The following is a 21,546-nucleotide window of genomic DNA, read 5'->3' on the forward strand; positions in this document are numbered from 1 at the left end:
CTGCACATTATGCAGCAAGATGGCTTGTTTCGGAGAGCTTGCAGTGGGTGTTGTGGACAAATCAAGCCGCCGGCAATATCGACGGCCGCCGCAGCAATTCGGCGAACTCCTCCGCCGTCACCGGCTTGCTGTAGTAATAACCTTGCGCCAGCACGCATTGATTGGCGCGCAGGAAAGCCGCCTGCTCTGCCGTCTCCACGCCTTCCGCGATGACGTTCAGGTTCAGGCTGCGCGCCATCGCGATGATGGCGCTGATGATGGCTGAGTCGTTCTGCCCGTGGCCGATGCCGCGCACGAATGATTGATCGATTTTCAATGCGTCGATCGGGAAACGCTTCAGGTAGGACAGGCTGGAATACCCCGTGCCGAAATCGTCCACCCACAACTGCACGCCCATGTCGCTCAGGAGCGTCAGCGGCGCGAGATTTTCCTCGCTCGGCTGCATCAGCATGCTTTCGGTAATCTCGAGTTCGAGCGCGGTCGGCGGCACGCCGGATTCCTCCAGCGCGCGCGCGACCATGTCCGCAAAGCCCGGCTGCAGCAACTGGCGTGCCGACAGATTGACGGCGATGCCCAGATCCACACATCCCGCATCGCGCCAGCGCCGCAACTGCGCGCAGGCTTCGCGCAGGACCCACTCGCCGATCGGCTGGATCAGCCCTGTCTCTTCGGCGATCGGAATGAATTCAATCGGAGGAATCGTGCCGCGCTCCGGCTGATGCCAGCGCAGCAAGGCCTCGGCCGAGCAAATCACGCCGCGCTCCATGTCGACCTGCGGCTGAAAGGCCAGGCTGAATTCGCCGCGCGCGATGGCCTGGCGCAGCTGGTTGGCGATGATCAGGCGATGCTGTACCGCCGCGTTCAGGCTCTCGGTGTAGAACTGATAATTGCCGCGCCCTTTCGCCTTGGCGTGATACATCGCGGTGTCGGCGGCGCGCATCAGGCCGTCGGCATCCTCGCCATCGGTCGGATACAGGCTGATGCCGATGCTGGCGCTCACATGCAGTTCGTGAACACCCACATGGAAGTCCGTCTTCAGTTCGTCCAGGATCTTTTGCGCCACGACTGCGGCCGCATGATCGTTCTCCGTATCCGGCAGAATCAGCAGAAACTCGTCGCCGCCCAGGCGCGCCAGGCTGTCGCCCTTGCGCAGGCATGCTTGCAGTCGCTCGGCGACCATCTGCAGCAATTGATCGCCGATCTGGTGGCCGAGCGAATCGTTGATGTGCTTGAAATAGTCGAGGTCGATGAACATCACCGCGACCGACTTGCCGGTGCGCTGGACCTGCACCACGGACTGTTTCAGGCGGTCCTGCAGCAATGCACGATTGGGCAGGCCGGTGAGTGCGTCGTGATGCGCCATGTAGCTGATGCGTTCTTCGGCCTGCTTGCGCTCGATTGCAATGCCGGCGATGCGGGCGGCGATATCGGCCAGGCGCAATTCCGCCGGCGCCGGCTCCGACACGACCGGGTAGTACATGCCGAACGCGCCGAGCACCGTTCCGTTCTGCGACACGATGGGCGTCGACCAACAGGCACGCAGGCCGTGGCTCAATGCCAGGGCGCAATAATCCTTCCACAGCGGATCGTTTTCGATGTCGGTGACGATGACGCGCTCGCGGCGGTACATCGCCGTGCCGCAGGAGCCGACCTGCGGACCGATCGCCAGCCCCTCTAGGCTCGCGGAATAGCTCTCCGGCAGACTCGGCGCGGCGCCCATGCGCACATGCACGCCATCCTCGTCGAGCAGCATGATGAAGCCGCGCATGTCTTCCGCCTGCGACTCGATCATCAGCACCAGGCTGGCGAGCACATCGCACAGCGGCGCACCGGTGGCAATCATTTCCAGCACACGAGCCTGTCCGACATGCAGGGCTTCCGCCTGCTTGCGCTCCGTGATTTCCTTGCCGGTGCCGCGATAGCCCTTGAATACGCCATCCTCGTCGAACACCGGTTCGCCGCTGACGCTGTGCCAATGCCAGCGCCCGTCCGAGGCGCGCACCTTGTACTCCATGTTGAAGAAAGGCTGGTGCGCGTTGAGGGTCTGCGCATGCGTCTCCCGCAGCGCGGAATCCATGGACGACAACTCCGTCAGCAAGTCCTGGCGCCTCTTTCCGATCACGTATTCCGGCGCGATGCCGCCGACCCGCCGCACGCCTTCCGACAACATGGTGTAACGGAAATTCTCGTCCTGCTCCCAGTACCAGTCCGACGACAGGCTGGTCAGGCTGCGGAAGCGCTCCTCGCTCTTGACCAGCGCCTGCTCGGCGCGCTTGCGCTCGATGAACTGGCCGATCTGGCTGCCGAGGATCAGCATCATGTCGATGGTTTCCGGATCGGGGCCGCGCACCTGCCTGGTGAAAAACGCCATCATGCTGTTCACCTTGCCGCCGGTCAGGATGGGAAACGCGAAATTGCCGCGCAAGCCGATCTCGACCGCTTCCCGCGCGCGCCGGAAACCGGGTTCGCCGGTGACGTCGGATACCCAGATCGGACGCCGCGTCTGCATCACGCGACCGGGCAATCCGGTCGAGGGCGACACCAGCTTCTTCCATCCCGCGGCGACAAATTTCGACGGTGCCACCGACGGCACTTCCCAGCATTCCGCCAGCCGCAACACGTCGGCTTTCTCGTGTACCTGCCACACCTCTCCGATCTCCCAGCCGAACTGCTCGCAAATCACTTGCAGAACTTGCGCCGCCGCGTCGTTGAACGAGGCAGCGTCGGCCAGTACGCGCGTGACGGCGAACTGCAAGGCCTGGCGCTGCTCGCTTCGTTTGCGGTCGGTAATGTCGCGGATATTGCACTGCACGACCCGCACCTCATCCACGCTGTAGGCGCTGCAAACGAATTCGGCATCGATCACGCGCCCGCCCCGGGTGCTGAGCGGCAGCGAGTCGCAACGCACCGCGTCCTTGCTCTGCATTTCGCCGAACACCGCGCGGTAGACCGTCAGCTCCGCGAAGGAGCCGATCTCCCACAGTTTCTTGCCGACGAATTCTTCGTAGCGATAGCCCAGCATGTCCAGCAGATACGAATTCGCATCCGTGACGACGCCCGAGTCGGAACGCAACAGCAGGATGCCGTCCTTCGCCGTTTCGAACAGGCGGCGGTAGTGCGCCTCCGACAGTTGCAGCTCATGCTCCATGCGGCGGCGCACGGCATTTTCATCCTGAAGGCTGGCATAGAGACGGGCATTCTCGAGCGAGATGGCGGCCTGCGCCGACAGCAGTTCAAGCACGCCGAGCGCATCGGGCGAAAAGGCGCCGGCAAGCAAGCTGTTTTCCAGGTACAGCAAGCCGACCAGTTCCGCCTGCTTGAAAATCGGCTGGCACAGCACTGACTTCGGCTGATGCTGGGCAAGGTAGGGATCGGATGCGAAACGGGTATCGGCGGCCAGGTTCTCGAGCAGCAGTGTCTGGCGTGTGCGCCAGACATAATGGACCACCGAGATCGGCAGCAGACCGGATGAGGCGATCTCGTGGTAATGCAGCCGCTTGACTTCCACCGCGCCGTTCGCATCGAGCTGCGCCTCTGCCTCGATCGCCAAGCGATCTTCATGCTGGAGAAGAACAAAGCCTTTTTGCGCGCCGGCCTGCTCCATCACGGTCTGCAGCAGCTTGCCCAGCAGCCTGTCGAAAGTGATTTCGCCGGACAATGCCTGCGACGCCTTGATCACCGCCAGCGCATCCAGTTGCACGCTGCTCTTCAATGAAGTCTGATCGGCTGCGCCTCCATCCCGTACCTGCAGATGCGGATACAGCGATTCCAGCTGCCTGACCTTGCCCATCGCTCCCCAGCGCATGTAGCAGGCATGGGCATGACGCAGATAGGTTTCTGCGCTGCGGCCGGAGCCGCGTGCGCGATAGAAATAGGACGCCAGTTCGTTGGCCAGCGCCTCGTCATGCACAAAACCGTTCTTGCCGGCGAGCCGGATCGCGTCCTCGTATTGCCGCATCGCCTCCGTATCGCGGCCCTCGATGCGGGCAAGCTCCGCTGCGATCAGCAGGTAGCGGTCCTGGAAATTTGCCGGGCAGTTCTCCGCCCACTGTTTGAAATTCGCCAGATGCGCCTTCAGCGTCTGCCGGAACTTCAACTGCTGCTCGGCCGTCACTTGCGTGAACAAGGCGGTCAGCGTCAGCGCATGATAGAAGTGGTGCGTGACCTCGATCGGCATGGATACCATCACATCCAGCATCAATGCCGCCTGGTTCGCCGCGTCCATCGCGTCGCCATAGCGGCGATAGATGAATGAAGACGACTGCTTCATGACATGGTAGAACGCGATGCCCGAACGAAAGCGCGCATGCTTGAACACTTCGAAGCATTCCGTCTCGTCGAAGTCCTCGCTGCTGAAGCTGGACTGGTCCTGCGTGGCACCTTGCAGGCTGGCGATGAATTGCTGCTCAAGCCGAATGGTGCGCGAGGCGATGTCGTTGCGCCCCTGCTGTGCGAACGCCGCGAAGCGCTGCGCGGCCTTTTGCACTTCCGGCAGCGAATCACCTTTTTCCAGCAATTGCCATACGCAGCGGTATGCCGCGTAACCGGCCCAGGACAGGTCGCCGACTTCGAGGCAGGCCCTGAACGCCGCTTCCATGACTGGTATGTTCACGGCGAACGGCTGACGCCAGAAATTGAAATAGTTGCCGTGCATGAAAAGCACCGGTCCCTTCATCCGGGGATCGTTGAACTTGTCATTGAGCCGCAGCGCGAGCCGGGAAAACGCGTGTCCGGTTTCGGGCTGGCCGAGCCGCGACGTCAGCAGCATCGCGTAGCCACTGTAGGCGATGCTGGACTTCTCGGTATTGCCATGCTCGATGGAGAGGTTGATCGCTTTGTACATGAAGAGCTGGTACAGCTCGGTGCGCGCAACGAAGGTACACGGCAGCAGGTCGACCAGCAGGCCGATGCTCGCCATGATGATCGGATCACTGGCCGGCGGCGCATCGCAGAGATCCTCCGGCTGGCGCTTGCCCAGTGCGGCCAGGACGCGGTTGTGTTCTTGCCGCTCCATCTCGGCGATCCCGGCGGCCGTCTGCGGGAAGTGCATGCCGAACCGGGCCAGCCCCTCCAGCCCGGCGTTCACCCCATCGAAAAACCGGCCCGAGGTCTGGCACAGATTGATGCGCATGCCGTAGACCCTGGCGCGATCCAGGTTCGAGCGGGCCTTTTCCAGGATCAACTGGAACAATTGTTCGGCTCTTTCCGGATGGCCGAGCAGGTGTTCGCATTCCGACAAGGCCACATGCAGCGCCAGGGTGTCGTCGTAATCCGATTCCCATGCATCCGATCCGGACAATGTCAGGGCACGGGTGAAATAATTGCGCGCCGCCGCGTACGCGGTTGCGGCCTTCGCTCGCATGCCGGCGCGGAAGTTGAGACGACGTGCCCGGCCTTTCTCGTCCGTGTCGCTGATCAGGTCAAGGCCCTGGTTGATCTGGTTGACGACGTCGAACACCTGTTCTTCCAGATCCTCAACGGACATGCGGTCCATCAGGCGCCGCCCGATCCGCAGATGCTCGGCCGGCCGCGAGGCGGGGGTCACCAGCGAATAGGCAGCTTCCTGAACGCGGTCATGCATGAACTTGTAACGCTCGCCGAGGCGAAATACCACGCCTGCGCGCACCGCTTCCGCCATTGCCGCGTGGGTATCGTTTTCCGAGCGGTCCAGCGCCAGGGCGAGCAGTGCGGTCTTCGCGCTTGCCCCGAGGCAGGCCAATTGCTGCACGGCCTGCAACGCGTTGGCGGGGAGCCGCTTCAGCCGTTCGATCATGAAGTCGGCGACATTGTCGGTGAAGCCGTGCGCGCGGATGCGCTCGATGTCCCAGTCCCATCCCGGTATGCCGCGATCGAAATGCAGCAGATTCTGGTCATGCAACTCGGACAGGAACTGAATGGCAAAAAACGGGTTGCCGTCGGTCTTGTCTTTCACCAGTTCGACCAGCGGCACCACGTCGTAACGGCTGCGGTACAAGGCGTCGCTGATGAGCGCATTCAGCGCGTCGTCGGACAGCGGACCGAGCACCACGTTCGACACCGGCGTGCCGTACTTGCGCATCGTATCCAGGCCGAGATGGAAAGGATGACCGGCGTCCACCTCGTTGTCGCGATAGGCGCAAATCGGCAGGAAATAGCGCGACTCGGGATCGGTCAGCAGCAGTTCCAGCAGAGCCAGGCTGGCCGCATCCGCCCATTGCAGATCGTCGAGGAACAACACCAGCGGATGCTCGCGTTGCGCGAACACGGTGATGAAGTTGCGGAACACCATGCTGAAGCGGTTGCGCGCTTCGCTGGCCGGCACTTCCGGCACCGGCGCTTGCGGCCCGATGATCAGCTCGACCGGCGGGATCACTTCCACGATCAGCTGCGCATTCATTCCCAGGGCCTGCAGCAGCTTTTCGCGCCACACGGCGATGCGCTCCTCGCTTTCGGCGAGCAGTTCCAGCACCAATTCGGTCAAGGCTTGCACAATGGTCGCATGCGGAATGTCGTGCTTGTACTGATCGAACTTGCCGGCAGCGAAGAAGCCGCGCTCATGGATGATCGGCTTGTACAGTTCGTTGACCAGCGACGATTTGCCGATGCCGGAATAACCGGACACCAGCACCAGTTCCGGCTTGCCGGTGTGAAGCACGCGATCGAAGGCTTCGCGCAACAGAGCGATTTCCTGTTCCCGGCCATATAATTTCTGCGGCAACAGGAAATGTTCCGGCACATCGCTGCGCGCCAGGCCGAAGCTGTTGATCGAGCCATGCGCGCGCCATTGGGCGAGGCATTTCCGCAAGTCGCGCAGCAAGCCGTCCGCGCTCTGGTAACGGTCCTCGGGCTCCTTCGACAGCAGCTTCATGACCAGCTCGGACAAGATCGACGGCAGCGCGGCTTCCAGTACTGCGGGAGGCACGGGCTGACGCGCGATATGGCAATAGGTCCATTCCAGCGCATCCGAGGCTTCGAATGGCAGTTTGCCGGTCAGCATGCGGTAGAAAATCACGCCGAGCGAATACAGATCGCTGCGCCGGTCCGGCGCGCGGTTCATGCGCCCGGTCTGTTCGGGCGAGATATAGGGTCGCGCGTCTTCCATGTCGAGCGCGCTGCCGATGTCCTGCTGCGCACTCGGCAACAAGGTGGCGCTGCCGAAGTCGGCAATGCGCACCTCGTCATTGGCGCGGTCGAGCAGGATGCAGCCGGGATCGAGCGCCTGATGCGCGACATTGCAACGATGGATGTCGGACAGCGCAGACGTAATGCGGATCGCGAGTTCCAGGAAGCGATCGACCGCAAGAGGGCCGTCAAGCTGATGCTCCAGCGGCACGCCGGAAAAGTCTTCCATTACAAGGGCCGGGCGGCCCTGGCAGGCGTCCAGCGCCAGCAGGCGCGACACGGCGTCGAGATCGAGCGAGGTGCAGATATGAAAGTCATTGCGCAAGCGCTCCACGTGTGCCGCGCGGTATTGCTCGGGCACGACCTTGAGCAATACCGGCAGTCCGTCGGCACTGCGCACGCCGCGACATAACATTCCTCTGCTACCGGTATGCAGTATTTCACTGACTGTGTACATCCCGTTCCCGATGAGTGTTTCGCCCGCGCTGCGTTGCCGCGCCCTCGCCTCTTCACATATGTTGTCGCTTCCGCAACGCGCTATCAATGCGCGTCCGGCTATATTTCATTGCTTATCGGCACTTTACGACAAGAAAATTAGATTGCGACATATTTTTCGTGTCGATACCTCGGTTTTTCTCCGATTGAGCGAGATCAATGAACTTATCGTTCGTCCTTGGCTCCCAAGCTAAGCGGCGAAGGCTTATGTTAAAAACAAGACAGCGCCAAAGTCGGCATGCAAAGCCGATGGTGCCGCTTCACCAGTAGTCCCCGTCCGGAGCAGATGCTTGATTGCACCCAAACATCGCAGCCCTTATGCCAACAGATTTTCAAGGTGTTTTGTGCACCGCACAAAATATCTCTTGACTTCACTAATTTCATCTGTAGAATTGAAATTGTTGCAGCGCACAATACGCTGCGCTCACTGATCGACATCACGCATTTATTCCAAGGAGCAATTCATGTTTAACATTCCCGAACAGTTTTCCAGCGTCGCCAAGGCCAACCTGGAAGCGCAACTGTCACTGATTACCAGCCTGACCACCAAGGCTTTCGAAAGCATAGAAAAGGTCGTGGATCTGAACCTGAATGTGGCCAAGGCCTCGCTGGAAGATTCATCGATCGCCGCCAAACAACTGTTGTCGGCGAAGGATCCGCAGGAATTCTTCTCGCTGAGCGCAGCGCAGGCGCAACCGACCGCAGCCAAGGCAATTGCCTATGGCCGTCACCTGGCTGGAATCGCCACCAGTGCGCAAGCGGAACTGACCCGCGCCACCGAAGAGCAGATTGCTGAAGCCGGCCGCAAGGTATCGGCCCTCGTCGAAGACGTTTCGAAGAATGCGCCTGCCGGTTCGGAAAACGTGATCGCGATCGTCAAGTCGGCCATCGGCAATGCCAACGCAGGCTACGAGCAATTCACACGCAGCACCAAGCAGGCAGTGGAAGTCATGGAAGCCAACATGAACTCGGCGGTCAGCCAGTTCACCCAGGCTGCCGAAAAGACCGCCAACCGCGCACGGAAGTAATTCCTCGCCGGGTTGGGAAGAACGGGCCGCATGCGGCCCGTTTTTTTTCGACCATATTTCCCGCGAAGACCTTAGTTCGGTGCAATCCGAATGCAATTACGTCCCGCATTCTTTGCCTCATACAGCGCCGTGTCGGCGCGGTTGAGCACCTGCCCGGTGGATTCCCCCCATCGCCACGCGGCGACTCCGGCTGATACCGTCACCGCCAGCCCCGGCGCGATGCGCTGCCAGTCGTGCCTCTCGACCGCTTCGCGCATGCGCTCCATCGCCACCGGCAAGGCATTCTCGTTGTAATCCACAAGCACGAAGGTAAATTCCTCGCCGCCGAATCGCGCCACCCGATCCGTCGCGCGCATCGAGTTCTGCAACAGCGCGGCAAGCGCCTTCAACACGACATCGCCGACGCCATGACCAAAGCGGTCGTTGACTGTCTTGAAGTGATCGACGTCGACAATCGCAACGCAAAATCCCGATCCGGTCCGCTCGGCGCGCATGCGCTCTTCCTGCAACAAATCCATGAACTTGCGCCGATTCCAGATCCCCGTCAGCTCGTCGTGCGTGGCAAGCTCGGCCAGCCTTGCGGTAGCGTCGGCCAGATTCTTGTTCTTGACATGCAGCCGCTCGCGCAGGCGCGAAACTTCCGCATTGATGGCGATGAACCGCGCGAACACCAGCACCAGCGAGCCCATCAGGATGGTCTGTTCGGCTCTTGTGGAAACGGCAATACCGACCTCTGCCCCGAGCAGCCACAGTACGCTGCACCAGGCGACGGACAGCAGTACCCAGGCGACCAGGAACGCACGCCGGCTGAAGTGCAGCACTGCATAGGCCAGCGGCACGAAAATATTGGCGATGAACATGTATGTCACCTGCGGCGCCATCAGGACGCCGACCAGGTTGATGCCGCAGGCGGCCGTCACCTGCATGCCGGTGAGCGAGGGGTCGCGGCAATGGCGCGTGCTGCCGGAAGCGATTGCTGCGAGAAAGATCGTGTTGAAAATGAGGCCGGCCAGCAGAATCTTCAGCGGCACGGCATAGGAGATGGTGCCTACCGCCGCATAGGCGAACAGGCTCAGTATGCCGACGACGTAGTCAATCCCCGCCAGGGCGGTCGTGCGAAGTCGGATGCGTGTCTTGGGATCTAACACGTTACACGCCGGTATGTGAGTACGCAGGACGAAAGCGAACGCTTTCGCCTCCCTTTGCAGACAGCAACGTACAAGGAAAGCAACTGCGGAACTTCAGTCACGCACGAGCGGAATGCGACCCCCATCTACATATTGGAAACCCAATAGGTCGCCGCGAAGGTCGCAATCACCAGAACAATATAAGAAATCGTACGCAAGGTTTCCATGACGCCCATCTTGAAAAAACACGCTACATGCAATGTAGCAAGAGATGTCCCGGCCAAAATTGAGATTAAGCAGGTGTTTACTGCCTTGATTTTCATCAAGGAAATAATTTCCTTATATTTCATGGACATACGGAAGCTTATCCCGCCTTATCCACAGAATTGACCACAGCTTTTGTGGGTAAGATGCGCTACTTCACCATTGCGGCGGCGCCACAACCGTCTCGTAGTGGGCGGAAGTCGCATCGAAGCGCGACAGCACCGCCCGCGCCTTCGGCGGAACCACGGCGAGTTCGTAGTGATCCCCGGCAAACGCTTTCACCGCATCGATCGAATCGAACCACATGAGGGTCGCGAACTCAACCTCGTTGTCCAGCTCGCGCCTGACCAGCGAAATGCCGCGGTAGCCCGGCACATTACGGGCGGCGATGCCGGGAAAGATTTCATTCAGCAAGAGGTCTTGGTAAATCGGTGCGTTGTGCATCGTTGTCCAGCCGCGCCAGATACGTGTAATCATTCGTCAACTCCTTCAACTCCTCCTGGATCGATTGTCTTCATGCGCAGAATCAGCAAGGTGACGCCGATGCCGATGGCAATCAGGAGTCCCTTCAGCATCAAGGGCTTGACCGTCGCGATCGAATATCCCATCGACACCCACAACAAGAGCAGCGTCATGATCTTGGCCTTGCGCGGCATGCCTTTCTTTTCTTCGATATTGCGCAGGTATTCGCCGAACATCGGATTGGTCTGCAACCAGCGGTGCAGGCGCTGCGAGCCGCGCATGTAGCAGGCCGAGGCGAGCAGCAGGAAGGGCGTGGTGGGCAGCAGCGGCAGGAAGACGCCGAGTATCGCCAGCACGACCGCGATGCTTCCGATAATGTTCAATGCTATTTTCATGCGCCCTGCCCCCCTGCCTTGCTCTCATCGAATCGGATCGAGACATCAACCGCGCGGGTGGTGCTCCGCATGCAGCTTCTTCAGACGTTCACGCGCGACATGGGTGTAGATCTGCGTGGTTGATATATCGGCATGTCCCAGCAACAACTGCACGACGCGCAAATCGGCGCCATGGTTCAGCAAATGCGTCGCAAACGCATGCCGCAGCGTGTGCGGCGACAAGGGCGCGTTGACCTGCGCCTGGAATGCGTATTTCTTGATCAGCGTCCAGAACATCTGGCGCGTCATCGCGGCGCCACGCGCCGTCACGAACAAGGCGTCGTCGACCTGGCCATTCAGGATCGCCGGCCTGCCCTGCTTCAGGTATCGCTCGATCCATGCGCGCGCCTCTTCGCCGAACGGCACCAGGCGCGTCTTGCTGCCCTTGCCGGTAATACGCAGAACGCCTTCATTCATGCCCAGTTCGATAGACTTCAGCAATACCAGTTCGGACACGCGCAAGCCGCTTGCATACATCAGTTCCAGCATGGTGCGATCGCGCAAGCCGAGCGGCGTAGTCACATCGGGCGCCGCCAGCAATGCCTCGACTTGCGCTTCGGACAAGGTTTTCGGCGTGCGAGGCGGCTGCTTCGCAGATTTCATCTTCAGGCACGGATCGGTACCGATCTTGTTCTGCCGCAGCGCAAGCTGATAAAAGCGCCGCAGCACCGCGAGGCGACGGTTCGCCGATGTCGCCTTGGTTTCGGCATGCTTCGCCGCGAAGTAGGCGTTGATGTCATCGCCTTGCGCGGCGTACAAGGCCTTGCCGCGTTCCGCCTGCAACCATGTTCCAAACAGGGCCATGTCACGGCGATAGGCATCGAGCGAATTCTTCGCCAAACCGTCTTCCAGCCACAAGGTGTCGCAAAATTCGTCGATTGCCGCCTGGTTTGCTGACAGCGCGTCGCTCATCGATAACCTTCGACTCCCTCGTGCGCGAGCAGCCAGCGCTTGACGCCGACATGAAAGCCGGTTTCCTCGTCGTGATTGGAAAAGCCGCCCAGACCGCCGGAAGCGGTGACCCGATGGCAGGGAATGATGAGCGGGAACCAGTTGGCGCCGCAAGCCTGACCGACTGCGCGCGGCGCGGAACGAATCTGCTTGGCGATCTGCCCGTACGTGACAACATCGCCGCGCGGAATGGCAGAAATGGCTTGCCAGACGCGATGCTGGAATGCCGTGCCGACTTCCGCCAGCGGCAGATCGAATTGAAAATCCGGGTCCTCCAGATATTGCTCGACCTGGCGCGCCACCTGCTCGGAAAGCGCGTCCGTCGGCGCTTTTTCGTGGAAGCTTTTCGGCAGGTAAACCAGCTCGCGCAGGACGCCCGGCTCGGTACGCACGCCGATCGCGCCGAATGGCGCTTCGACGATGGCGGAGAATATATCGGTGGTTTGGGACGGCTTCATACCGATAGCATAAATCAAATCGGCGAGACGTTCTGCCGAAAAAAGTGCGGCAGGCGGCGAGACCGGCTGCCCGTCCGCAGTCGATCAAGGCATTACTTGACCAGCAACACCGGCACGTCCGACAGGGACACGATTTTCGACGATACCGAACCCAGGAACAGGTTGGCAATGGCCGTATGGCCTTGCGTACCGACGGCGATTTCGTCGCACCCCCATTCCCTGGCGCAACGCACCACGGTGGATGCCGGGTCGCCGACGAACAGATGATATTGATGCGTGATTCCCGCCTCTTCCAGCATGGTGCGCGCCTTGGCGATCGCTTTCATGCCTTCGTCGTGGTGATATTGCTTGACCTGTGCGGTACCGACAAAGGCACTGATATCGCCGTGCAAGGGATGTTGCACATTCAACAGTTGCACCTCATGCGCATCTTTTGCGGCGGACGCCCGCTTGATGACATAGGCCGCGGCGCGCAAGGAATTCTCCGAGCCATCGACTGCCAATAGGATTTTCAGCATGTTATTCCTCCTGCAACAATGTCAGCCATGACCGCCCTTGCGTGAATCGGGCGCCTTTATTTCGTCTTGCGTTCCGTTTTGCGTGACGTCCTCCATTCTGCCCTCGCGCGCGGCCTCGTCGCGGGCGGAAAGCCACTTGCCGACGACGACCACAATGCACGCGCCCACCACCGGCGCAAGCCAGTGCGAAGCGGGAAAGGCCTGTTCGGCCCAGTCGCCGATCGCGATATCGCTGACCACCATGCCGCCGGCCAGCCAGCCCAGCAGCGCGCCGCCGCCCGTCACCACAATGGGGAAGCGGTCCATCAGCTTCATCACCAGCTGACTGCCGAGCATGATGATCGGCACGCTCACGATCAGGCCGAAGATGACCAGCAACTGGCTGTCGCGCGCCGCGGCGGCGATCGCAACCACGTTGTCCAGGCTCATCACCACGTCGGCGATGATGATGGTCTTGACCGCATCCCACAAGGTGTCGCCGGCCTCGATATTGCTGTCACCCTCGTCTTCCGGGCGCAAAAGCTTGATGCCGATCCACATCAGCAGCGCGCCGCCAACCACTTTCAGGTAAGGAACGGCCATCAGCGCGACCGCGAAAAAGATCAGGACCACGCGCAACGCGATCGCGCCGCCCATGCCCCAGAGAATGCCCAGCTTGCGCTGGCGCTCCGGAAGCCTGCGGCATGCCAGGCCGATCACCACCGCATTGTCTCCACTCAAGACAATGTCGATAAGGATGATCTGCAGGATGGCGATCCCGATATGTGCAACACCTGATTCCATAACGATCCTGATGAATTGAATGAATTTCCCCGGCCGAAACGCAACGGCGATCCCGCCGCTCAGCCAAAGGGAATGGGAACAACAAGGCAGGCGAAAGTGCCGCGACCGGCACAGGCTGATCGGCATATTGTCATCCACAGCATGGATTATTGCCTCTTTGCTCAGACCCGGCAATCATGCAAGAACTCATCGCGGAAAAGAGGCGCGCCGTCAGCGGCCGTTTGCATGCCGAAGCTTACCCGACCGGGCTTTCAATATGCTGTCAATGAGAAAGGCCGCCGGCATGCAGTCTTGCTGATGGCGGCGGCCTGCGCTTGGCATGCTGTTGTTCAGCTGTTTGCGCATGAATCGAAACTGCTCAGAACTCCTCCCACTCGTCGCTGCCGCGCACTTGCGCGATCGCGTGGTTCGGCTTCACGATGGGTCTCGCCAGCGTCTTCTGCCGCGTCGGCAGCGCCGCAGCAGGTTGTGCCGCGCCGAGTCGAGCGGCCGTGCTTGCACCGGCTTCCAGCTTGAACACCGAGACGGCATGCGCCAGCTTGGTCGCCTGTTCCTGCATGCTGTGCGCGGCGGCGGCGGCCTGCTCCACCAATGCTGCGTTCTGCTGCGTCATTTCATCCATCTGGCCGATGGCGCGATTGACCTCTTCAATGCCGCCGCTTTGCTCCTGGCTGGCCGCAGTGATTTCGCTCATGATGTCGGCCACGTGCTTGACCGAGTTGACGATCTCGCCCATGGTATGGCCGGCCTGGTCCACCAGCTTGCTGCCGGCATCGACTTTTTCCACCGAGTCGCCGATCAGCTCCTTGATCTCCTTGGCGGCCGCCGCCGAGCGCTGTGCCAGCGTGCGCACTTCCGCCGCCACCACGGCAAAGCCGCGCCCCTGCTCGCCGGCGCGCGCCGCCTCGACGGCCGCATTCAGCGCAAGAATATTGGTCTGGAACGCGATGCCGTCAATCACGCCGATGATATCGACGATCTTGCGCGAGCTGTCCTTGATCGAGCCCATGGTATCGACCACCTGGCCAACCACCTGCCCGCCGCGCATCGCCACCTCCGACGCCGACAAGACCAGTTGATTGGCCTGGCGCGCATTCTCCGCATTCTGCTTGACCGTGGTGGTCAGCTCTTCCATCGACGATGCGGTTTCTTCCAGCGAACTCGCTTGCGACTCGGTGCGCGCGGACAGATCTGCGTTGCCGGTGGCGATTTCCCGCGAACCGGTGTCGATCATGGATGCGCTGTCGCGCACGTTGGCAATCATGGAGGACAGATGTCCCTTCATCTCGCCGACCTGGTGCAGGATCGCTCCCAGCTCATCCTTCGAACGCACTTCCGGATCCGGGCCGAGGTCGCCGCCATGCATGCGCTTTACCGATGCTTCCAGCATGCCGAGGTTGGCGCGGAACGCGGTATAGAAAGCCAGCATGAAATAGGCCGCAAGCAGCGCAATCAGGACGATGGGCACCAGCGCAATGATTTGCCGCCGGCGCAGGTCGCTTTGACGCGCTTCGAGCAAGGTATCGAGGCTGGATGATGCCTGTGCCGCGAGCTTGAACAAGGCGTCGGTGGCCTGCGCGGTCTTGTCGAGATAATCGCGCGGTGACAACTGAAAGATCGGGCTGTTCGACAGATCGCCAGAGTGCGAGGTCAGCATTTCCTGCAGTGCGTCCAGGCGCTTGCGTGCATCGCCCAGGCTTTTTTCGAGCAACGCATTCTTCGCCATCGCCTCGTCGATGTCGCCCGCGGCGTCGGCGATCGAGCGCTTGGCAAGCACGCCGAGCTCCGACACCTTGCGCGCCTCCTGCAACGTGATTTCCTTGCGCGCGATGGCGCCCGCAGTGAGGCTGCGAATATCGTCCAGATCGGCGGCCAGCGTGACCAGCGAGGAGGTGACGGCATTCATCAGGTAAAAGGAATCGACGTCCGGATCCATCGCCAGATTCGAATGCGTGGCAGCCTGCTTGATGTGCTTCTGCAGTTCAGCCACCAGTTTCCGGTACGCGTCATCGGCGGCTTCGCCCGTGGCTTTCTCGGCCTGCTCCCACTGCCGCTTGACTGCCTGCCATTCCTTCGACAGCTCCAGGTCATCTGCGACGCCGGCCATGGCATCGATCTTCTTGACCTGTTCACCGGTCCGGTTGCGCATGTCGGCATAAGCCGTGCGCAATGCAGCGTCATTGCCATCCTGCGCCGCATTGGCGAATGCCCTTGCATTCTCGGCAAGCTGGGTCAGTTGCAGCAGTTGCTGCACATAAGTCACGCCGACGCGCTCCCTGGCCGCGAAGTCGGCGTTGGACATCAGCTCGCGCTGCAGCATGAAGAACAGCACCAGCAGCGGAATCACGCCCATCGACGACATCAGCAAGGTTTTCGGGAGGAATCGCATGCTGTTCAGCAGGCCGATCGCCGGCCGCAACAGGCCCTCTCGCGTTGTCCGATCGATACTCATTTGACGCTCCCCTTGAAAGGAATTATTCCAGAATCCCCACCGCTGATTCGTCGGTCTGTTCTTCTTGTATGGAGGTACATGAAATCTCTTCTGATCATAATCTCGTTGCCGGGCGACATCCATTGTGTATTTCACTTAGCACTTGATCCAGCAAAAAAAGCACTCGAAAAAAACAACAGAGCTGACAGGATTTCAATAAAAAAGGCGCGTCCGCAGACGCGCCCCATTCACCGCGAAACGATCCGCGGAAAATCTAGAACAGCAAGTTAGGCAACCACAGGGAAATCTGCGGCACATAAGTGATCAGCAGCAGGAATCCCAGCATGGTCAGCAGCCATGGCATCACGGCCACCGTCAGCTCTGAGATACCCATCTTGGTGATGCCCGATGCCACATACAGGTTCAGGCCGACAGGCGGATGGCACATGCCCACTTCCATGTTCACCGTCATGATGATGCCGAAGTGCACAGGATCGATGCCCAGCGTCGTCGCGACCGGGAACAGGATAGGCGCCATGATCAGCACGATCGAGGACGGCTCCATCACGTTACCCGCGAGCAGCAGCAGAACGTTCACCACCAGCAGGAAGCTGATCTGGCCGAAGCCCTTGTCCATGATCCAGCCCGCCATCGCCTGCGGAATGTTTTCGCTGGTCATCAGGAACGAGAACAGTACGGCGTTGGTGATGATGTACAGCAGCATCGCCGACATCGAGGCCGAGTCCAGCAAGACCTTCGGCACCTGCTTCAGGCCCATGTCCTTGTAGACAAACACGGCAATGAAGAACGCATACACGGCCGACATGGCTGCTGCTTCGGTCGGCGTGAAGATTCCGGTGTAGATACCGCCCATCACGATCACGATCAGCAGCAGGCCCCAGACACTCTTGCGGAATGCCAGGAAACGTTCGGCCCAGGTTGCCTTCTTCATGCGCGGGTAGTCATTCTTCTTGGCCAGCACCCAGGTGGTCAGGCCGAGGAAGGACGCCAGCAGCAAGCCGGGAATGACGCCGGCCATGAACAGTTTGCCTACCGAGGTATTGGTCGAGACCGAATACATCACCATCACGATCGATGGCGGGATCAGGATGCCGAGCGCGCCCGAGGTCGTGATCACGCCGGCACCGAAGCCTTTCGGATAACCCTGACGCACCATGGCCGGCATGATGATCGAACCGATCGCCACCACCGTCGCTGGCGACGAACCGGACACCGCGGCGAACAGTGCGCATGCCACCACGCCTGCCAGCGCGAGGCCGCCATGCCAGTGACCGACCATCGAGGTTGCGAAGTTGATCATGCGTCTCGCGACACCCCCGTGGGTAAGGAAATTACCCGCAAGGATGAAGAACGGGATCGCCATGATCTCGAACTTCTCGATACCGGTGAACAGTTTCAGTGCGACCGATTCGATCGGCACTTGCGTCATCGTGAACAGGAAGGTAAGAACCGTCAGACCGAGCGAAATCGAGATCGGCATGCCGGTCAGCATCAGCACCAGCAGAAGGACGAAGATAATGGCTGCGTTCATGCTTTTGCTCCGTGGATTTCTTCTTCGAGTCCTTCAACATGCGCGTGGTCGTGCTTCGGCAATTCGCCGGTCTTGATAAATGACCAGGTCACTTGCAGGAAGCGGAAGCACATCAGATACGATCCGAGCGGCACAGCCGAGTAGACCATCCACATCGGCAGTTCCAGCACTTCGGAAGTACTGCTCGTATGGCTCAATTCCCACACGAAGCTGGCACCCAGCGTACCGACGATACCGGTAAACGTTGCGCCCGCGAGCAAGCCGAAAATGACAAACTTGTTGCGCCATGGGGTGTCCAGGCGGTTGATCAAGACATCGACGCCGACGTGGATACCGGTGCGCACACCGTACGCGGCGCCGAACTTGGCCATCCACACGAACATGTAAATGGTCAGTTCCTGCGCCCAACTGGTATTGAGCGTGATGAGCCAATCCTGCAAGCCGGGAATCGCCAGGCCGGATGCATAGCGATGCAACACCGCAATAAAGATCACGATGGTTGCCGCGCCCATCAGAAAGGCGATGAACCACTCCTCCAGATGATCGAGAAACTTCATAAATTCTCCTGTTTGGCAGAGAGGCTGCACAGGCAGCCTCTCGAACCTTTATTTACGCCATGCGAGCCCGCCCTCAAGCGCGCGGACCCGCATCATTGCTGCCCTTGATTACTTGAAGCCAAGTGCTGCAGCTTCCTTGTTGACCGCCTGGATCAGATCCTTGCCGATGCGGCCTTCCATATCCTTCTGCACCGGCTTCAGCGCATTGCGCCATTCCGTCTTCTCTGCATCGGTCAACGTGTAGATGGTCGACTTGCCGGACTTCTTCACGGCTTCCATCGCGTTATCGTTTTCCTGCTGCGCGATCGCGTTGGCGTACTTGGTCGCATCCTTCATCGCGCCTTCCAGTGCGGTGCGGATGTCAGCCGGCAGGCCGTCCCAGAACTTCTTGTTGACGATGACTGCATAGCCCAGGTAACCATGGTTGGACGCCGTGACGTGCTTTTGCACTTCATGCATCTTCTGCGTATAGAGGTTGGACCAAGGGTTCTCGGTGCCGTCGACCACGCCGGTCTGCAGCGCCTGATACACCTCGGAGAAGGCCATCACCTGCGGGTTGGCACCGAGCGCGCGCATCTGGGCGTCCAGCACCTTGGAGGACTGGATGCGCATCTTCAGGCCCTTGAAGTCAGCCGGATGGTGCAGCGGCTTGTTGGCCGACATAATCTTGAAGCCATTGTCCCAGTAGGCCAGGCCGGTGATGCCCTTGGGTTCGAGTTTCTTGAACAGATCCTTGCCGATCTGGCCTTCGGTCACGCGATACAGCACGTCCTTGCTCGGGAAGATGTACGGAATGTCGAACACTTCGAATTCCTTCACGCCCAGCGGGCCGAACTTGGCCAGCGACGGGGCCAGCATCTGCACCGCGCCGAGTTGCAGCGCTTCCAGCTCTTCCTTATCCTTGTACAGCGTGCTGTTCGGGTATACCTCCACCTTCACACGGCCCTTGGTTGCCTTTTCGGCAAGTTCCTTGAAACGGTCCGCAGCCTTGCCCTTGGGGGTGTCGTTTGCCACCACATGGCTGAACTTGATGACGATCGGCGCTTGTGCGTATGCATTGCCGCTGATGATGGCTGCGGCGGACAGGGCGAAAACCAGGGTTTTTAGCTTCATGAATGTCTCCATTTGGATGGGGGGAACAAGACCTTTTCGGATCTGCAACGGTATTGTCACCAGCCTTGCCAAGGGTCACAACTGTGGATAACCACAACTGCACCACACCTGCGTCAAGCTTTCCGTGGATTACACTAGGCTCATGTTCAGCCGCAAATTCCGCCAGAAATTCAACTTTGTCTTTCCGTCACGCCGCCAGGCGTGGCGCTGGCTGCTGCCCATCCTGCTGGTATTCCTGTTCCTGTCCACGCTCTTGTGGCTGCCCTGGCAGACGCAGCGCATGGAAGCCAACGAGCGGCAGGAGCAACTGATCGCCGATACCTTGTGGGTGGAGCAGACCATTCGCTTCCAGCTCGCGCGCAACGAGGAAACCCTGCACCTGATTGCGGCAGACATCGCCGCCGGCGATACGCCCGAACAGCGGGTGCGCGACCGAATCATGGCATTGACGAGGAATAACCACGAGCTGTCGCGCATCGCGCAGTTCGACGCGGATGGTGACCTGGTGATATCTACCGACGACACGCCGGCGTCGCTCAGCGACTTGCCGCCCCAGTCACTGGTGGCTGCGGAGGATGCGCGCAATTCCAGATCCCCTCACTACAGCCATCCGGCGCCGCCGCCCAACATGTCCGGTCCGATGCTGCTCGACTACCATGTACCCTTGTACAAGGGCGACGAATACATCGGCGATCTGGTCGCAAGCTACTCCCTGTCCAGCATCCTGAGCGAGATGGTCCCCTGGTGGTTTGCGCAGGACAACGAGATTGCGATTGTCGACCAGGACGACGTCGTGCTCGACCGGCGCGCAGCCGGTGGTCCGGGACGTGGCGTGTATACACACCATCGCCCGCTCGAGCTGGAGGGCATCACCCTGTCGCTGCGCACCAACAGCGTCAAGGGCGAGCCGAAACTGCTGCCCAGCCTGCTGGTCGGCTCGGTGATCGCGTTGTCGCTCGGCTTGTTGTGGAGCCTGTATGCGCTATGGCGCGACATCAACCGGCGCCTCGCAGCCGAAGGCGCGCTGCGCCAGCAGGTGGCATTCCGTACCGCGATGGAAAATTCGCTGATGACCGGCCTGCGCGCACGCGACCTGAACGGCCGCATCACCTATGTCAACCCGGCTTTTTGCGAGATGGTCGGCATTCCGGCCGAGGAACTGGTCGGCAAGTCGCCACCCATGCCCTACTGGGCGCCGGAAGCCATGAACGAATACCAGCAGCGCTTCAGCCAGGTGCTGGCCGGAAGAGTGACACCGCAGTTCGAGACGGTCTTCCAGCGCTCCAACGGCGAACGCTTTCCGGTATTGATTTTCGAATCACCGCTGGTCGATGACACAGGCAAGCAAACCGGGTGGATGGGCTCCATCCTCGACATCTCCGACCGCAAGCAGGTGGAAGACCTGAATCGCCGCCAGCAGGAAAAGCTGCAGGCCAGCGCACGCCTTGCCACCATGGGCGAAATCGCATCGACGCTCGCGCATGAACTCAACCAGCCTCTCGCCGCCATCTCCAGCTACACCACCGGCGCGCTCAACATGATTGACAGTCATGCTTCAAAGCCCGGCAGCCTCGATCTGGAGGTCCTCAAGCCGGCGCTGGAAAAAGCCGGCATCCAGGCGCAACGCGCGGGACACATCATCCGCAGCGTGCACACCTTCGTGAAGCGGCGCGAGCCGAGCCGCGAACCGATCACCGTGCCTGAGCTGATCGACAGCGTGATCCCCTTGATCGAACTGCAGGCGCATCAGTTCTTCGTCGCCATCAATACGCGCATCGATTCCAATCTGCCGGGCGTGCTGGCCGACCGGGTGATGCTGGAACAAGTGCTGCTCAACCTGACCCGCAACGCGATCGAAGCGATGCATGATGTCGATCCGGCACGCCGCATCCTGCGCATCGTTGCCGAACGCGACGCCGCACAACCGCAGAACGTTGTCATCTCCGTCATCGACAACGGTTATGGCATCTCGGCCGAAGTGGCGGAGCGTTTGTTTTCGCCCTTCTTCTCCACCAAGGCCGAAGGCATGGGCATGGGCCTGAACATCTGCCGCACCGCCGTCGAATTTCACGGAGGCACTTTGACCCATGCCGACAACCCGGATGGCGGGACGATCTTCCGCTTCTCCTTGCCGGGATTGAGCGACACATTCGTGCCATTCGATCCAGATTCAGCGATAATCAATGGAAACTAGCGGTTCGCCGCAAATGCCTGACTGCCAGGACAGCGATCAGAAGAAAAGCACGAAACTTCCGGATCGAAACCTTGGCAA

At 60.3% G+C, this 21,546-nt stretch carries 15 protein-coding genes; 2 read left to right on the plus strand and 13 right to left on the minus strand.

Features of this window, described 5'->3' with window-relative positions; all coding sequences use genetic code 11:
- Positions 1-61: 61 nt before the first annotated feature.
- Positions 62-7,558 carry an EAL domain-containing protein gene (locus E6W33_RS12880; protein WP_136417715.1) on the minus strand — a complete coding sequence of 2,499 codons (7,497 nt, stop codon included), beginning with the start codon at positions 7,556-7,558 and terminating at the stop codon, positions 62-64.
- A gap of 502 nt (positions 7,559-8,060) precedes the next feature.
- Between E6W33_RS12880 and E6W33_RS12885 the strand changes: the two genes are divergently transcribed.
- A complete protein-coding gene (locus E6W33_RS12885; RefSeq protein WP_136417716.1) occupies positions 8,061-8,624 on the plus strand; it encodes a phasin family protein in 564 nt (187 codons plus the stop codon).
- A 71-nt stretch (positions 8,625-8,695) separates the two neighbouring features.
- Here the strand turns inward: E6W33_RS12885 and E6W33_RS12890 are convergent, their stop codons facing one another.
- The 12 genes from E6W33_RS12890 to E6W33_RS12945 all read right to left on the minus strand — a co-directional run bounded on the left by E6W33_RS12890 (position 8,696) and on the right by E6W33_RS12945 (position 19,274).
- The gene (locus E6W33_RS12890; RefSeq protein ID WP_136417717.1) at positions 8,696-9,772 is read right to left on the minus strand and encodes a sensor domain-containing diguanylate cyclase; all 1,077 of its coding nucleotides are present in this window, start codon (positions 9,770-9,772) and stop codon (positions 8,696-8,698) included.
- A 125-nt stretch (positions 9,773-9,897) separates the two neighbouring features.
- Positions 9,898-10,077 (minus strand): hypothetical protein, encoded by a 180-nt coding sequence (locus tag E6W33_RS27040; RefSeq protein WP_211097324.1) that lies wholly within the window; start codon positions 10,075-10,077, stop codon positions 9,898-9,900.
- A 94-nt stretch (positions 10,078-10,171) separates the two neighbouring features.
- Complete coding sequence (locus E6W33_RS12895) at positions 10,172-10,492, minus strand: antibiotic biosynthesis monooxygenase (protein ID WP_136417718.1); 321 nt, start codon at positions 10,490-10,492, stop codon at positions 10,172-10,174.
- Positions 10,489-10,872 carry a YbaN family protein gene (locus E6W33_RS12900; RefSeq protein ID WP_136417719.1) on the minus strand — a complete coding sequence of 128 codons (384 nt, stop codon included), beginning with the start codon at positions 10,870-10,872 and terminating at the stop codon, positions 10,489-10,491. Before E6W33_RS12900 ends, E6W33_RS12895 begins: the two co-directional genes overlap by 4 nt.
- Positions 10,873-10,917: 45 nt before the next feature.
- On the minus strand, positions 10,918-11,823 hold the full coding sequence (gene xerD / locus E6W33_RS12905; protein WP_136417720.1) for a site-specific tyrosine recombinase XerD: 906 nt from the start codon (positions 11,821-11,823) through the stop codon (positions 10,918-10,920).
- A complete protein-coding gene (locus E6W33_RS12910; protein WP_136417721.1) occupies positions 11,820-12,320 on the minus strand; it encodes a methylated-DNA--[protein]-cysteine S-methyltransferase in 501 nt (166 codons plus the stop codon). Before E6W33_RS12910 ends, xerD begins: the two co-directional genes overlap by 4 nt.
- A 92-nt stretch (positions 12,321-12,412) precedes the next feature.
- A complete protein-coding gene (locus E6W33_RS12915) occupies positions 12,413-12,838 on the minus strand; it encodes a universal stress protein (protein WP_136417722.1) in 426 nt (141 codons plus the stop codon).
- Positions 12,839-12,859: 21 nt separating this feature from the next.
- Positions 12,860-13,621: a TerC family protein gene (locus E6W33_RS12920; protein WP_136417723.1), complete on the minus strand. Its 762-nt coding sequence runs from the start codon at positions 13,619-13,621 to the stop codon at positions 12,860-12,862.
- 358 nt (positions 13,622-13,979) lie between these two features.
- Positions 13,980-16,073, minus strand: coding sequence for a methyl-accepting chemotaxis protein (locus tag E6W33_RS27840; protein WP_282183696.1), 2,094 nt, complete (start codon positions 16,071-16,073; stop codon positions 13,980-13,982).
- A gap of 253 nt (positions 16,074-16,326) precedes the next feature.
- Positions 16,327-17,604, minus strand: a complete 1,278-nt coding sequence (locus E6W33_RS12935) for a TRAP transporter large permease subunit (protein WP_136417724.1) — start codon at positions 17,602-17,604, stop codon at positions 16,327-16,329.
- Positions 17,601-18,161 carry a TRAP transporter small permease gene (locus E6W33_RS12940; RefSeq protein ID WP_136417725.1) on the minus strand — a complete coding sequence of 187 codons (561 nt, stop codon included), beginning with the start codon at positions 18,159-18,161 and terminating at the stop codon, positions 17,601-17,603. The genes E6W33_RS12935 and E6W33_RS12940 overlap by 4 nt, the downstream gene beginning before the upstream one ends.
- 108 nt (positions 18,162-18,269) lie before the next feature.
- Entirely contained in the window at positions 18,270-19,274 is a 1,005-nt protein-coding gene (locus E6W33_RS12945) for a TRAP transporter substrate-binding protein (protein ID WP_136417726.1), read from the minus strand.
- 142 nt (positions 19,275-19,416) lie between these two features.
- Between E6W33_RS12945 and E6W33_RS12950 the strand changes: the two genes are divergently transcribed.
- A complete protein-coding gene (locus tag E6W33_RS12950; protein WP_136417727.1) occupies positions 19,417-21,468 on the plus strand; it encodes a PAS domain-containing sensor histidine kinase in 2,052 nt (683 codons plus the stop codon).
- Positions 21,469-21,546 lie beyond the last annotated feature (78 nt).

This window comes from Herbaspirillum sp. ST 5-3 (assembly GCF_004804275.1).
In the GTDB taxonomy this organism is placed as follows: Bacteria; Pseudomonadota; Gammaproteobacteria; order Burkholderiales; family Burkholderiaceae_D; genus Noviherbaspirillum.

Bases quoted from the DNA above. Each gene is read 5' to 3' on its own strand.
- E6W33_RS12880 (WP_136417715.1), bottom strand. From the start codon at position 7,558: ATGTACACAGTCAGTGAAATACTGCATACCGGTAGCAGAGGAATGTTA.
- E6W33_RS12885 (WP_136417716.1), top strand. From the start codon at position 8,061: ATGTTTAACATTCCCGAACAGTTTTCCAGCGTCGCCAAGGCCAACCTG.
- E6W33_RS12895 (WP_136417718.1), bottom strand. From the start codon at position 10,492: ATGATTACACGTATCTGGCGCGGCTGGACAACGATGCACAACGCACCG.
- E6W33_RS12900 (WP_136417719.1), bottom strand. From the start codon at position 10,872: ATGAAAATAGCATTGAACATTATCGGAAGCATCGCGGTCGTGCTGGCG.
- xerD (WP_136417720.1), bottom strand. From the start codon at position 11,823: ATGAGCGACGCGCTGTCAGCAAACCAGGCGGCAATCGACGAATTTTGC.
- E6W33_RS12910 (WP_136417721.1), bottom strand. From the start codon at position 12,320: ATGAAGCCGTCCCAAACCACCGATATATTCTCCGCCATCGTCGAAGCG.
- E6W33_RS12915 (WP_136417722.1), bottom strand. From the start codon at position 12,838: ATGCTGAAAATCCTATTGGCAGTCGATGGCTCGGAGAATTCCTTGCGC.
- E6W33_RS12920 (WP_136417723.1), bottom strand. From the start codon at position 13,621: ATGGAATCAGGTGTTGCACATATCGGGATCGCCATCCTGCAGATCATC.
- E6W33_RS27840 (WP_282183696.1), bottom strand. From the start codon at position 16,073: ATGAGTATCGATCGGACAACGCGAGAGGGCCTGTTGCGGCCGGCGATC.
- E6W33_RS12935 (WP_136417724.1), bottom strand. From the start codon at position 17,604: ATGAACGCAGCCATTATCTTCGTCCTTCTGCTGGTGCTGATGCTGACC.
- E6W33_RS12940 (WP_136417725.1), bottom strand. From the start codon at position 18,161: ATGAAGTTTCTCGATCATCTGGAGGAGTGGTTCATCGCCTTTCTGATG.
- E6W33_RS12945 (WP_136417726.1), bottom strand. From the start codon at position 19,274: ATGAAGCTAAAAACCCTGGTTTTCGCCCTGTCCGCCGCAGCCATCATC.
- E6W33_RS12950 (WP_136417727.1), top strand. From the start codon at position 19,417: ATGTTCAGCCGCAAATTCCGCCAGAAATTCAACTTTGTCTTTCCGTCA.